Source organism: Streptomyces griseosporeus (assembly GCF_014656055.1).
GTDB lineage: Bacteria > Actinomycetota > Actinomycetes > Streptomycetales > Streptomycetaceae > Streptomyces > Streptomyces griseosporeus.
This window is the reverse complement of sequence record NZ_BNBR01000007.1, coordinates 315,030-328,127: the sequence shown is the minus strand read 5'-3', so window position 1 is coordinate 328,127 and position 13,098 is coordinate 315,030. Positions and strand designations below refer to the sequence as shown.

The window sequence follows — 13,098 nt, the reverse complement described above, 5'->3', positions numbered from 1 at the left end:
CGAACGTCGGGGGGTGGGAGAGTGACCGTGGACAGCGGTTACGCGGACGTCTTCGGACCACAGGTGCCGCGCACCGGTGACGGAGGTCAGACGGCGACCTTCGCGCTGGCCTCGGCGGCCTACCGGGACAGCCCGATGGAGGAGATCAAGAAGGCCGACAACGAATGGCACCAGACGACCGTCAAGGACGGCCGCTCCTGGGCCACGGTGTTCCGGCCCAATCTGGGCGAGGCCTTCTCCCGCGCGGTGGTGGACCGCATGCTGGGCAGCGGCCGCAAGCCGCTCATCCAGTCCTTCGGCACCGAACCGCAGATGGTCGTCGAGCACTGCCTGGCCGCCAACAACATCCGCCGGGAGCGCGACAACCGCCTCAGCGCGATCATCGTGGTGTGCGGGCTGCTGTTCCTGCCGGGGTTCCTGGTCTGGCTGCTGGTCTTCCAGATCCGGCTGGCCATCGACAAGGTCACCAACCGGCGGGCCTCCGCCCTGGCCACCGCGCTGCTCGCGGGTGTCGGCATCCTCGCCGTGCTCTTCCTGGTCAAGATGCCGTTCACGGGTTTCTGGGCGTGGTATGCGCGCGCGTCGGTGGTGATGCCAGTCCTCGGCTGGTTCTGGGCGCGGCGGGTCTGCGAGAGCACCGCCGTGGACCTGCGCGAGCGGTGGGACAGCCTGCTGTCCGGCAGCAGCGTCGGCGCCAAGGTCCCCGAGGCGGTGCCGACCAGCCCGCGCGAGACCGCCGCCGAGACGCTGCGCCAGTCGCTGGCCAAGCTCAGCGCCGAGCAGCAGTCGAACTCCGTCTTCTACGCCGGCCCCAAGGGCATCCTCGGCATGGGCACCCGCTGGGGTTCCTGGCAGCTCGCCGAGGACCTGGTGCCGGCCGACGCCGGCCGCGAGATCCACCCCTTCCGCAGCTGGGACGTCATACGCGCGATCCACGACCAGCTGCGCATGCTGGAGCGCGGCCCGCTGAACACCGGCGGTTTCCCCACCCCGTCCATACGGCACTGGATCGTCACGCCGATCGGCGAGAACGCCACGGCGGTCGCCCGGCCCGAGGGCACGGACGTGGAGGCGTACCAGGTCAAGTCGCACGCGATACAGGAGATCTGCAACAAACAGCAGTTCGGCGCGGGCGACCGGCACTACCTCGGGGTGCAGTGGACGCTGTGGGACGGCCAGCTGGTCATCACCATGCTGATCACGGTGACGGTGCTGCACGAGACGCTGCGGATCGAGGTCACCGGGCATGCGCTGGGCCCGGTCAACTCCCTGTTCACCACCAAGCCGGAGGCGCCCACGAAGGAGGTGACCAAGTCGTTCAAGCCGTGGGAGACGCGGACGGTGAAGCTGCCGCTGGTCACCACCAACGAGGTGGTGCGGCTCGCCGTGCGGGCGCCGCTGACCTGGTATCCGCCGCTGCTGAACTGGCTGGGCGGGAGCATCGCCCTGCCCGAGCCGTTCGGCCTGCGGCACGCGTGGGCGGACCAGCCGTGGCGGCACCGGTTCATGGCCGACGACGCGCTGCGGGCGGCGACGCCGGTGCTGCGGGTGGTGCACGCGGCGGCGATCAAGGTGTTGCGGGAGAACGGCGTCGACACGGAGAAGTTCGGCGCGCGGTCGGCGTTCCTCAGCACGGCGGTGCAGGATCCGTCACCGAGGAAGGCCGACCTGTACGACGCGTAGGCCTCCGGCGGTCGAGCCGCGTGGGTGGGTCTGGTGGCCGTCCGTGGGGGCTGCGCCCCCAGACCCCCATTCGGCCTGAACGGCCTCGTCCTCAAGCGCCGGACGGGCTGATTCGTCCCGCCTCGGCTGCGATCAGGCCGCCGGCCAGGCCTCCGCCAGCATCTTGCGGGTGTCGGCCAGCAGCTGGGGCAGCACCTTGGTGTGGCCGACCACCGGCATGAAGTTGGTGTCGCCGCCCCAGCGGGGGACGATGTGCTGGTGGAGGTGGGCGGCGATGCCGGCGCCCGCGACCGAGCCCTGGTTCATGCCGATGTTGAAGCCGTGGGCGCCCGAGGCGGTGCGCAGGGCGGTCATGGCCTGCTTGGTCAGGGCGGCCAGCTCGGCGGTCTCGGCGTCGGTGAGGTCGGTGTAGTCGGCGACGTGCCGGTAGGGGACGGTCATCAGATGGCCGCCGTTGTACGGGTACAGGTTCAGCACCGCGTACACCTGCTCGCCCCGGCGGACGATCAGGCCGTCCTCGTCGGACTTGGCCGGGATGGAGCAGAAGGGACAGCCGTCGTCGGCGCCCGGGCCGCTCGGCTTGTTCTCTCCCTGGATGTAGGCCATCCGGTGGGGCGTCCACAGGCGCTGGAACGCGTCCTGCGTCCCCACTCCGATCTGCTGCTCCGGCTCACTCGTCATGCGTGCAGCATATGGCGTCCGGGTGAGGGAAAGAGCAAGGCCCCCGGTGGGACGACGTCCACCGGGGGCCCTTTTGCGTCAGGCGGGCGGTCAGACCTGCGCCCGCTCCTCGACCACCTTGGCGATCTTCGCGATGGCCTCGTCGAACGGGATGCCGTTCTCCTGCGAGCCGTCGCGGTAGCGGAAGGACACGGTGTTGTGCCCCATGTCCTCGTCGCCCGCGATGACCATGAAGGGCACCTTCTGCTTCTGGGCGTTGCGGATCTTCTTCTGCATGCGGTCGGAGGAGGAGTCCACCTCGACCCGCAGGCCCTTCGCCTTCGCGGCGGCGGCCCACTTGTGCAGGTACTCGACGTGGGCGTCACCGATCGGGATGCCGATGGCCTGCACCGGGGCCAGCCAGGTCGGGAAGGCACCCGCGTAGTGCTCCAGGAGCACCGCGAAGAACCGCTCGATCGAGCCGAACAGCGCGCGGTGGATCATGACCGGGCGCTGCTTGGTGCCGTCCGCGGCCGTGTACTCCAGGTCGAAGCGCTCCGGCAGGTTGAAGTCGAGCTGGATCGTCGACATCTGCCAGGTGCGGCCGATGGCGTCCTTGGCCTGGACGGAGATCTTGGGGCCGTAGAAGGCGGCGCCGCCCGGGTCCGGGACGAGGGGCAGGCCCTGCTTCTCGGCGACCTGGCGCAGCGTCTCGGTGGCCTCTTCCCAGGCCTCGTCGGTGCCGACGTACTTCTCCGGGTCCTTGGTGGACAGCTCCAGGTAGAAGTCGGTCAGGCCGTAGTCGCGGAGCAGGCCGAGGACGAAGGTGAGCGTCTTGTCGAGCTCCTCCGACATCTGCTCACGGGTGCAGTAGATGTGCGCGTCGTCCTGGGTGAAGCCGCGCGCACGGGTCAGGCCGTGCACGACACCCGACTTCTCGTACCGGTACACGGTCCCGAACTCGAACAGGCGCAGCGGCAGTTCGCGGTAGGACCGGCCGCGCGCGTCGAAGATCAGGTTGTGCATCGGGCAGTTCATGGGCTTGAGGTAGTAGTCCACGCCCTCGTCGAGCTGCATGGGCGGGTACATGCCGTCGGCGTACCAGTCCAGGTGGCCCGAGGTCTCGAAGAGCTTCCCCTTCGTCGCGTGCGGGGTGTAGACGAACTCGTAGCCCTCCTCCTCGTGGCGGCGCCGCGAGTAGTCCTCCATGACCCGGCGGATGATGCCGCCCCGGGGGTGGAAGACCGCGAGGCCGGAGCCGATCTGCTCCGGGATGGAGAACAGGTCCAGCTCGCTGCCCAGCTTGCGGTGGTCGCGCTTCTCGGCCTCGGCGAGGAAGTCCAGGTACTGCTTCAGCTCGTCCTTGGACGGCCAGGCGGTGCCGTAGATGCGCTGGAGCATCGGGTTCTTCTCGCTGCCGCGCCAGTAGGCGGCGGCGTTGCGCATCAGCTTGAACGCCGGGATGAGACGGGTGGAGGGCAGGTGCGGACCGCGGCAGAGGTCCTTCCAGCACAGCTCGCCGGTCTTGGCGTCCAGGTTGTCGTAGATCGTCAGCTCGCCGGCGCCGACCTCGACGTCCGCGCCGTCGTCGCTGGAGGCGGAGCCCTTGAGGCCAATCAGCTCCAGCTTGTACGGCTCGTCCGCCAGCTCCTCGCGGGCGGCCTCGTCGGTGACCACGCGGCGGGCGAACTTCTGCCCGCGCTTCTGGATCTCCTGCATCTTCTTCTCGATGGCCTTGAGATCCTCGGGCGTGAACGGCCGCTCGACGTCGAAGTCGTAGTAGAAGCCGTCCTTGACGGGCGGACCGATGCCGAGCTTCGCCTCCGGGAACAGCTCCTGGACGGCCTGGGCCATGACGTGCGCGGTGGAGTGGCGCAGGATGTTGAGACCGTCCTCGGAGGAGATCTCGACGCCCTCGACCTCGTCGCCGTCGGCCGGCTCGTACGCCAGGTCCTTCAGCTCACCGGCCACGCGCACGGCGATGATCGAGCGCTCGCCGGCGAAGAGGTCGGCGGCCGTAGTGCCCGTCGTCACCACGCGCTCTTCCCGCTCGGAATCGCGTTGGATGATCACACGGACGTCTGACACCGGTCTCTCCTGACTGAAGGTGGGTGCGGCGCCATACCGGAGCGCACGCATGAGTAAGGATCGTACCGACCCGGACCCGCCCTCTGTGAAATCAGTATCGGCGGTCAGTCCGCGCAGTCCCCTCCGCAGGCCCCCTCGAAGAAGTCCAGATTCTCCTGGAGCTCCTTCACGAGCCGGTCCCGCTCCGCCTCCTCCACCTGCACGGGTACGACCTCCGAGACCCCGGTGAGCCGCCGGAAGCCGCCGCGGCTCTCCAGCCGCCCGTCCACCCGCACCGGCAGCCCGACCAGGTGGGCGTGGCCCGCGATGCGGTAGTCCTCCTCGTCGAGGGTGAGCCGAACGTGCGGGACCTCGGCCCCGGCGAGCACCCGCAGCCGTACGGTGCCCTCGCCGCGCGGCTGGGAGCGGCGCATGCGGACCACGGTGCCGGTGATCCGCACCGGCACGGACGGCTCGCCGTGCAGATAGCGGGCGCCGGCCGCGCGCAGCGCGGGCAGGTCGCCGGGCGAGAACTCGACGGGTTCGGTGCTCGCCGTACCGTCCTCGGGGACGCCGGCGGCCGGTGCCCAGGCGACGGCGACGCGGGCGCCCTCGGTGCCGCGGACCAGGCTGATCAGCGCCTCGGTGAGTTCCCGGCTGACGCCGGCCTCGACGGCGGCGTCGAAGGCGTCCATGCCGCCGGTGGCCCGCTGGTAGTCGACGGCCTCCCGGGCGGCGTACAGGGCCTGGTGGAGGCGGACGGCGAGCGGGCGGCCGGCCCGGACGGGGACGAACGCCGTGAGGGCGTGGCCGTCCTCGGCGGCGCCGACCAGGACGTGCTCCAGCAGCGCGGCGGCGGCCCTGCGGTGCCGGGCGCCGTGGAAGCCGGCCCGGGCGCGGGTGGCGAGGGCGGCGGCGAGCAGGGTCCGGCGGGCGGCGGTGCGCAGCTGCTCCTGCGCGGTCCAGGACGTGGCGCCCGCGGGCCCGTCGGGCACGTCACGCCACCAGCGGACCTCGTCGCTGGGCACGGCGAGCGAGAGGAGCACCTCGCGGGCGGCGGGGGTGCCGCCGCGGGCGAGGGCGTCCAGCGCCTCGCCGAGCAGGTCCTCGCTGTCGGGGAAGGCGCGCGACTCGGGCACGAGCAGGCTGGTGCCGGTGTCCGGGCCGGGCGGGGTCCAGCGGCCGTAGCGGCCGGGGGCGCCGCCGCGGCGCCGCCAGCCGTGCCGGGCCAGCAGGGCGCCGAGGACGGCCGGGTCGACGTCGCCGGGCTCGGGCGGCCGGGGCACTCCGGCGTCGGCGGGGTGCGGCCGTACCGGGCGCAGGGGTTCCTCCAGCGGGCGGTGGGTCATGGCCTGCCTCCCGTCCCGACGCGCGTCATGATCTCGCACAGCGCCCGGTCGTCGAAGATGCGTGAGGTCGGCACGCGCACGGTGGTGCGGTGCCGGCCGGTGATCGGGTGCCCGGCGAGGTTGACCCAGTAGCAGCAGTGCCGCAGGTCGAGACGGTCGTGGCCGGCGCGCAGCCACTGGTCCCGCGAGCGGGGCACGATCATCACGACGAGGATCTTGTGCACCGAGACCGGGGTGCGGGCGAGCTTGCGCAGATGGTCGTTGTCGAGCGTGAAGGAGAAGAACCGTCCCGGCGGGTCGGGCGCGATCTGGTAGGTGGCCTTCAACTGCACCTTGATGGTCACCTCGTCGTCGACGGTGTGGCCGGGTGCGCTGTGGCTGACGTGCCAGTCGATGCCGTTGTCCGGGAACGGCTGGGACAGTGAGCATCCCGCGGCCGCCGCCACAGCGTGCAGATAGCCCACCTGCAGTGTCTCCATGCACGCGGTGGTGGCGAGTGTGCCGCGAGAAGGGCCCGTGCGGTCGGGCAGCAGCCCGCCCCGCTCGGGCTGCGCTATCGCCATGCCCAACAGCCTTCCGAACCGGGAGATCCCTCGCTGCGGGTCGCTGAACTGCAAAGACCCGTACTCCTGTTGTCTCCTTCCGGCGTACGGCGCAAACAGCACGGGTATCACCGAATCGGGCAGCGGACGATGCGTCAACTGCCGAGGGTGAGCGAGGGGTTGTGCTGACATGACGTGCTGGTACGAGGGGCCGCTGGCCGCTTTCGACACGGAGACCACGGGCGTGGACGTGGAGACCGACCGGATCGTGTCGGCCGCCCTCGTGGTCCAGGACGGCCCGGGGTTCCGGCCGCGGGTGAGCCGCTGGCTGGTCAACCCGGGCGTGCCGGTGCCCGAGGCGGCGACGGCGGTGCACGGGCTGACGGAGGATCACCTGCAGCGTAACGGCCGTTGGCCGGCGCCGGTGATGTACGAGATAGCCGAGCAGCTGGCCGAACAGGCCGCGGCGCGGCGCCCGCTGGTGGTGATGAACGCGCCGTTCGATCTGACGCTGCTGGACCGGGAGTTGCGCCGGCACCGGGCGTCGTCGCTGGACCGCTGGTTCGAGTCGGTGCCGCTGCTGGTGCTGGACCCGCGGGTGCTGGACAAGCACCTGGACCGCTACCGCAAGGGCCGCCGCACGCTGACCGATCTGTGCGCGCACTACGGCGTGACGCTGGACGAGGCGCACGACGCGGCGGCGGACGCGCTCGCCGCGCTGGAGGTCGTCCGGGCGCTGGGCCACCGTTTCGCCTCGCGGCTGGAGCGGCTGTCCCCCGCCCAGCTGCACACCCTGCAGGCCTCCTGGCACGCGGCGCAGGCCCGGGGTCTGCAGGCGTGGTTCGCGCGCAGCGGCGTGGAGGAGGCGGTGGACCCGGCGTGGCCGCTGCGCCCGGACCTGCCGGCGGCGGCGTAGCGGGGGTGGCCGCCGGGGCCCGACATGCGGAAGAGCCGGTCCGCGGAACGGACCGGCTCTTTCCCGGTGGGCGATACTGGGTTCGAACCAGTGACCTCTTCGGTGTGAACGAAGCGCTCTCCCACTGAGCTAATCGCCCGGGAACGCACTGAACAATACAGGTCCCCGCGGGCTTCCTTCAAACCGCTTCGTCACAGCGCGCGAAGGCGGGCCAGCAGTCCGCGCCGGCCGGACCGCATCATCCACCAGTGGTTGGCGCGGAAGAGGGGCCGTCCCGGCACCGCCAGCCATCGCAGCAGGGGCATGGTCACGTCGACCTCCTGCTCGTAGCGGGCGAGGCTGCCGCCGGCTTCGGCGGTGATCGTCCAGCGCGCCCAGCCGTCGACGTCCCCGGACAGCGCGACCTCCAGGACCCCGGCCACCGGGTCGCGGCGCACCTCGCGCACGGTGAGGGTGAGGGCGTACGGCAGCAGGGAGCGGATGGTGACCACACCGGTGCCGTCGCCGTGCCGGGCCGCCGCGCGCACCTGACGCCACCAGCGCGGGTACTCCTCGGCCCGCTCCAGGACGGCGTACACGGTGGCGGGCGGGGCGGGCAGGGGCCAGACGCTGCGGAAGCGGTAGTGGGTCCAGTCCATACGCAGAGTCTGCCCGGGGATCTGAGTACGTCCCTGAGTACCGGCGCTCATGCCGTCCCCCGTGACCCGGACCACACTCCCGTTCATGACGTACTTTCCGCCACCGGCCGAGGAGCTGCGGCTCATCGACGCCGAGCTCCGGCAACTCGACGCCCGCCGCGGGCAGTTGCTGGCCCGCCGGGCCTGGCTGGTCGCAGCGCTGCGGCAGGCGGCCGCCGCCCTTCCGCCGGCGCCCGCCGCCGTGCCGCACACCGCCGGCTTCCCGCCGCCCCGCACGGAGGCCGGTGCGCCGCGCGTGCAGAACGTGCTGCTCCTGCTGGGCGGCATCCTGCTGACGGTCGCGGCGATCGCGTTCACGCTGGTCAGCTGGGGTCACCTGGGGATCGCCGGGCGGGCCCTGGTGCTCGGCGGGGTCACGGCCGCGGTGCTGGCCGCGCCGGTGCCGCTGCTGGCGCGCGGGCTGCGGTCGACGGGCGAGGCGGTGGCGGGGCTGGGGTTCGCGCTGACCGTGCTCGACGCGTACGCGCTTCATGAGGTCGCGTTCGCGGAGGCAGGTGGCGCCGGGTACGCGGCGGTCGCGGCTGCTGTGCTGGCGGCCGGCTGGACGGCGTACGGCGTGCTGCCGCGCACCGGCGGGCTGCGGCTGCCGCTGCCCGCCGCGCTCGCCGCCGGCCAGCTGCCGCTGCTGCTGTGGGCGGTGGCGGCCGGTGCGGGGCCGGCCGGGATCGCGGGGGCGCTGCTGGTGACGGCCGCGTGCGACACGGCCGTGGCGCTGCGGTGGGCCGTCCCGGCGGTGCGCGTGGCCGCCGTCGCGGGCGCGTTCGCGCTGGGTGGCTGGGGCGCGGTGACGGCCGGCTGGCTGTCCTGGACGGCCTCCGGTCCGGGCGGCGCCGCCCGTGCGGCGGTGCTCCTCCTCCTCGCCGCGGGGATCGCCCTGACGGCGGCCCGGCGGGTGGCGGACGAGGAGCACGCGGTCGGCCTGGCCGTCACGGCCGGGCTGCTCGCGGTCGGCGCGGTGGGCGGCACGGCCCGCTCGGCGCTGCCCGCGATGTGGACGGTCCCGGCGTACCTGGCCTGCGGGGTCGCCCTGTTGGCGGCCGTGCGGCAGGCGCGGCTGCCGCGGCCGGTGCGGCGCGGGGCGGCCCTGGCCTCCGCCGCCGTGCAGGGGCTCGCCGTGCTGACCGCCGTGCCGCTCGTCGTGATCGCCCTGCTGGGTCCGGCCGGGTGGGTGCCGCGGATCTGGTCCGGGGCGCCGGACGGCACACGTGCGGCGGTCGCGGCCGGGGTGCCCTGGCCGCCGTACGCCGGGACGGCTCCGCTGGTCACGGCGGTCGTCGCGGTCGTGCTCGCGCTGGCGGCCCGGGACACGGCCCGGCGGACCTGGGCGCTGCGCGGCGCCCTGGGGCTGGCCTGGGCGACCGTGCTGATCGTCCCGCCGGTGCTCGATGTGCCGTACGCCGCCGGGCTGGTGGTGCTCGGTGCGCTGACGGCGGGACTGCTGCTCGCCGCCGCACGCACGCGTGCCGACGGCAGCCCGGTGACGGCGCTGGTCGTGGCCGTGGTCACCTCCGTCGCCCTCGGCTGCGCAGCGCTGGCCGCCCGGCCCGCGACCCTGCTCGCGCTGGCCGTGCTCACGGCGCTGTTCGCGGCGGCCTCCGTCGATGAGCGCCTGTCCCCCGTCACCGCCCCGGCCTCGCTCGCCCACGCCACGGCGCTGGCCTGCGCGGCGGGCGCGGCGGCGGGCTGGGCCCCGCAGCACACCGCGCTGCCGGTCCTGGCCGTGCCGGCCGTGGCCGCGCTGGTCGCGTCCCGGACCGGCGGGACGGCCCGGATCCCGGTCGAGGTGACGGGCGGCGCCGCCGCGCTCCTCGCGATCGGCCTCGCCGCCCCCGCGCCGCCGGTGCTCGCCCTGGTGCTGGCGCTGTGCGGCGTGATCACGGCGGGGACGGCCCTGCGCCCCGACCGCCGTGCCCTCGGCTGGGCGTCCGCCGCGCTGTTCGTGCTGGCCGCCTGGGTGCGCCTGGCGGCCTGGGACGTGACGGCCCCGGAGGCCTACACCCTGCTGGCGACCGTCCCGGCGCTCGTCGTCGGCGCGCTGCGCAGGCGCCGTGACCCACGGGCCTCGTCGTGGACGGCGTACGGCCCCGGACTCGCCGCCGCCCTCCTGCCGAGCCTCGCCGCCGCCTGGGCGGACACCCACTGGCTGCGCCCGCTGCTGCTGGGCGCGGCGGCGCTGCTGCTGACGCTGCTGGGTGCCCGGCACCGCCTCCAGGCGCCGCTGGTGCTGGGAGGCACGGTGCTCGTCCTGGTGGCGCTGCATGAGCTGGCGCCGTACCTGGTTCAGGTCACCGACGCCCTGCCCCGCTGGGTGCCTCCCGCACTCGCCGGTCTGCTGCTGCTCGCCGTCGGGGCGACGTACGAGCGGCGGCTGAGGGACGTGCGGCGGGTGCGGGAGGTCCTGGGGAACATGAACTAGCTTGCGGCTAGGGCATCTTGTCCCCGAGAAGGGCCAGGTTCTCGATGGCGGCGAGGCCGTACAGCGCGGTGTCGTTGGTGGACACCCAGCTCGCCTCGCTGCCCTCTACCAGGGCCATCGGTCCGCTGATCTTCTCGGTCCTCCAGGGCGCGGACTCCTTGTAGCCGTCGGAGTTGTAGAACTTGTCCCACGCACGCTTGGCGAGCTTCGCGTCGCCGGTCTTGACGGCGGCGTACGCGTCCAGCCGGGAGTGGCCCTGGAAGAGGATCAGGGAGCCGAAGTTGGTGCCGTAGCGGGCCGCCTGCTCGGCCTTGGTGGCGTTGAAGTAGCGGCAGTAGTCGAAGTACGCCTCGTTGAACTCCGGCATGTCGACGAGGTCGATCAGCTCGGCGCACAGCTCGTTGAGGCCGAAGACCGCCGACAGGTGGGAGACGCCGACCGCGGGCTGTTGCGCGACGGCGAACCGTCCGGTGTCGAGGTCGTACAGCCCGCTGCCCTGGACGAAGCCGTTGGGCTGCGCGGCGATGGTCTCCATCGTGGACAGCACGCGCGCGCGTGCCTTCTCCCACTTGGGGCCCTTGCGTTCCCACTCCGTCAGCCAGGCCGACACCAGGCCCGACCAGTCGGTGCCGAAGCCGATGGACAGGGCGTGCGGGTCGGGCTGGTAGTCCGGGTCGGGGCGGACCTTGCGCTGCGGGTCGAGCACGAGGAACGTCTCGTCGGAGTCGACGTTGGCGTGCATGAGGTCGCCGACCCGCTCGTCCGCGGTGAGGAAGTAGTAGAAGCGGCGGTAGGTGGTGTTGGCGATGCGCTGCTGCTTGGCGCTGTCGGCGTAGTGCTGCACGCCGTGCCGGGTGCCGAGGCCGGCCCACTTGCCCAGGTGGTAGACGTCGACCTCGCCGGTGTGCCGGGTCATCGCCTCCGCGAAGCGGAAGATGTCGGCGCGGCCCGAGCGCAGGTACGCGTACCAGAGCCACAGGTCGGGCGACAGCTCGGAGTTGTCCCAGGCGTAGCCGCCGACGTCGTAGCGCCACTGGTGCCGCACGGTGTCGTAGGTGTGCATGATGTCGCCGTAGTCCCAGAAGCCGTACCAGCGGCGCTGCTCCACCTGGTCCTTGTAGTAGGTGAAGAGGAAGTCGAGGTGGTCCTCGATCTTCGCCTTGGCCGGGGTGGAGCGGTCCGGCTCGGAGTACAGGCCGGGGCCGAAGACCCCGGCCTTGATGAGCTGTCTGGGCGGGGCGGCGAGCTGCGGCAGGGTGCGCACGGCCTCGATCTGCCGGGCCAGGGTCTCGGGGGCGGGTGTCGCGTCGTTGGCCCAGAAGAGCAGTTCGGAGGTGCGGGCGATGCCGTAGGGGGTGCCGAAGCCGGGCTCGTAGTCCTCGTAGGTGATGTTGAGGCCTTCGAGCTGTTCGGCGTAGGTGTCCTGGCCCATGCCGTCGTGGTAGAAGCGCAGGTCCATGGGCTGCGCCTCGGGTGACCAGAGCCAGAGGGTGACCTCGGCCTCGTCGGTCTGCGCGCCGCGGATGTCGAGCTGGGCGGGGAACTTCTCCCAGAAGTCGCGCAGCCCGAAGGAGAAGCCGCCGCTCGCTCCGCCGACGTAGCCGAAGCCGGAGGCGCGCCGGCCGCCGCCCGCGGTGATCCAGCCGTGGCCCCGCTTGGTGCGCTTGCGCACGGTGAAGCCGTCGGCGGAGAGCTGGGAGAGGGTGTAGTCGCCCCACTCGGGGATGTACTGCAGGCGGGTGGTGACGCGCTGGTCCCAGGTGGCCGGGTCGGGCAGCTTCCTGCCCTCGTACTGGGCCTGCTGGACGGCGAGGCCGGGGTCGCGGCGCAGGCCGGTGATGCCCTTGACGGCCTCGCGGAGCATGCCGGTGCCCTCGCCGCCGATGCGGATGTGCCGGTCGTAGGCCTGGTCGCGCATGGGCACGGTGAAGCGGACGCCGAGGCCGCGGATGAAGTCGCCGGAGGCCTTGCCGGGTTCCTGGGTGCCGTCGAAGGTGACGGTGTGCACCATGCGGAAGGAGTCGGCGCCCGCGTAGAAGTACAGGCGGATGGAGAACGGCAGCCAGGTGCGGTCGCCCTTGCGGTGCCGGCCGTCGATGCGGACGACCGCGCGGACCGGTCCGTCCTGCTCGACGGTGACCTCGGTGACGGCGCCGTCGAAGCGCTCGTACTTGACCGTGCCCTGGTCGCCGTCCTCGATCTCGGGCTGGCGCAGCAGCACGAGCCGGCCGTTCCTGGCGATCTCGGTGGAGCCGCGGGTGACCGACTTGATCAGGGTGGAGCCGGACTTGCCGATCTTCGCGGTGATGACGCCGGTCGACACGTCGATGGTGCCGCCGTTGCGGTCGACGGTCACCTTCTTGTCGGGCGCGGCGGGCGTGCCGGCGGTGAGGGTGAGCTTGCCGTCGCCGGAGCCGACGGCGTGGGCGGTCCACTTCAGGGAGCCGTCGGGCCAGTAGGCGATCGGCCAGGACTGCACGGGGACGGCCTTGCCTTCGGCGTCCGTCAGCGCGAAGGTCTGGTCCTCCTGGTAGGCGCCCTTGGGCCAGGGCACGCCGACGGTGGTGCCGGGGGCGGCGCCGAGACCGCCGTCCTCCAGCCAGTCGAGGGTGACGGGGTCGGTGTCGCCGGTCTCGGCTCTCGGCGCGGCCTGGGCGTCCTTGCCGCCCAGCGCCCAGCTGAACTGGGCGGCGGCTCCGGCGACGGCGGCCGCCTTCAGGAGGGACCTGCGGGGGATGGGAGACATGGGAGGTCTGCCTTTCCGTGC

9 protein-coding genes and 1 tRNA gene are annotated in these 13,098 nt (G+C 72.7%); 3 read left to right on the top strand and 7 right to left on the bottom strand.

The window, feature by feature from the left end; all coding sequences use genetic code 11:
- Positions 1 to 21 precede the first annotated feature (21 nt).
- Positions 22 to 1,683 (top strand): AbeC-like domain-containing protein, encoded by a 1,662-nt coding sequence (locus IE308_RS30710; protein ID WP_190220403.1) that lies wholly within the window; start codon positions 22 to 24, stop codon positions 1,681 to 1,683.
- Positions 1,684 to 1,815: 132 nt separating this feature from the next.
- On the opposite strand, the gene IE308_RS30705 is transcribed toward IE308_RS30710, so the two are convergent.
- The 4 genes from IE308_RS30705 to IE308_RS30690 all read right to left on the bottom strand — a co-directional run bounded on the left by IE308_RS30705 (position 1,816) and on the right by IE308_RS30690 (position 6,322).
- Positions 1,816 to 2,364, bottom strand: coding sequence for an HIT family protein (locus tag IE308_RS30705; protein ID WP_190220402.1), 549 nt, complete (start codon positions 2,362 to 2,364; stop codon positions 1,816 to 1,818).
- Positions 2,365 to 2,454: 90 nt separating this feature from the next.
- Entirely contained in the window at positions 2,455 to 4,431 is a 1,977-nt protein-coding gene (gene thrS / locus IE308_RS30700; RefSeq protein WP_110626938.1) for a threonine--tRNA ligase, read from the bottom strand.
- Between the two features lie 104 nt (positions 4,432 to 4,535).
- On the bottom strand, positions 4,536 to 5,759 hold the full coding sequence (locus IE308_RS30695) for a hypothetical protein (RefSeq protein ID WP_190220401.1): 1,224 nt from the start codon (positions 5,757 to 5,759) through the stop codon (positions 4,536 to 4,538).
- Positions 5,756 to 6,322: a DUF4365 domain-containing protein gene (locus IE308_RS30690; RefSeq protein WP_110626940.1), complete on the bottom strand. Its 567-nt coding sequence runs from the start codon at positions 6,320 to 6,322 to the stop codon at positions 5,756 to 5,758. The genes IE308_RS30695 and IE308_RS30690 overlap by 4 nt, the downstream gene beginning before the upstream one ends.
- A gap of 169 nt (positions 6,323 to 6,491) precedes the next feature.
- Here IE308_RS30690 and IE308_RS30685 point away from each other — a divergent pair, with 169 nt between their 5' ends.
- Positions 6,492 to 7,217: an exonuclease domain-containing protein gene (locus IE308_RS30685; RefSeq protein WP_190220400.1), complete on the top strand. Its 726-nt coding sequence runs from the start codon at positions 6,492 to 6,494 to the stop codon at positions 7,215 to 7,217.
- A gap of 67 nt (positions 7,218 to 7,284) precedes the next feature.
- On the opposite strand, the gene IE308_RS30680 is transcribed toward IE308_RS30685, so the two are convergent.
- Positions 7,285 to 7,356 (bottom strand) — tRNA-Val (locus tag IE308_RS30680).
- A 52-nt stretch (positions 7,357 to 7,408) separates the two neighbouring features.
- Positions 7,409 to 7,855, bottom strand: a complete 447-nt coding sequence (locus IE308_RS30675) for an SRPBCC family protein (RefSeq protein ID WP_190220399.1) — start codon at positions 7,853 to 7,855, stop codon at positions 7,409 to 7,411.
- A 49-nt stretch (positions 7,856 to 7,904) separates the two neighbouring features.
- Here IE308_RS30675 and IE308_RS30670 point away from each other — a divergent pair, with 49 nt between their 5' ends.
- Positions 7,905 to 10,331, top strand: coding sequence for an SCO7613 C-terminal domain-containing membrane protein (locus IE308_RS30670; protein ID WP_190220398.1), 2,427 nt, complete (start codon positions 7,905 to 7,907; stop codon positions 10,329 to 10,331).
- 7 nt (positions 10,332 to 10,338) lie between these two features.
- Here IE308_RS30670 and IE308_RS30665 read toward each other — a convergent pair whose 3' ends face one another.
- Positions 10,339 to 13,077, bottom strand: a complete 2,739-nt coding sequence (locus tag IE308_RS30665) for an exo-rhamnogalacturonan lyase family protein (protein WP_190220397.1) — start codon at positions 13,075 to 13,077, stop codon at positions 10,339 to 10,341.
- Positions 13,078 to 13,098 lie beyond the last annotated feature (21 nt).

Bases quoted from the DNA above. Each gene is read 5' to 3' on its own strand.
- IE308_RS30705 (WP_190220402.1), bottom strand. From the start codon at position 2,364: ATGACGAGTGAGCCGGAGCAGCAGATCGGAGTGGGGACGCAGGACGCG.
- IE308_RS30695 (WP_190220401.1), bottom strand. From the start codon at position 5,759: ATGACCCACCGCCCGCTGGAGGAACCCCTGCGCCCGGTACGGCCGCAC.
- IE308_RS30690 (WP_110626940.1), bottom strand. From the start codon at position 6,322: ATGGCGATAGCGCAGCCCGAGCGGGGCGGGCTGCTGCCCGACCGCACG.
- IE308_RS30685 (WP_190220400.1), top strand. From the start codon at position 6,492: ATGACGTGCTGGTACGAGGGGCCGCTGGCCGCTTTCGACACGGAGACC.
- IE308_RS30675 (WP_190220399.1), bottom strand. From the start codon at position 7,855: ATGGACTGGACCCACTACCGCTTCCGCAGCGTCTGGCCCCTGCCCGCC.
- IE308_RS30670 (WP_190220398.1), top strand. From the start codon at position 7,905: ATGCCGTCCCCCGTGACCCGGACCACACTCCCGTTCATGACGTACTTT.
- IE308_RS30665 (WP_190220397.1), bottom strand. From the start codon at position 13,077: ATGTCTCCCATCCCCCGCAGGTCCCTCCTGAAGGCGGCCGCCGTCGCC.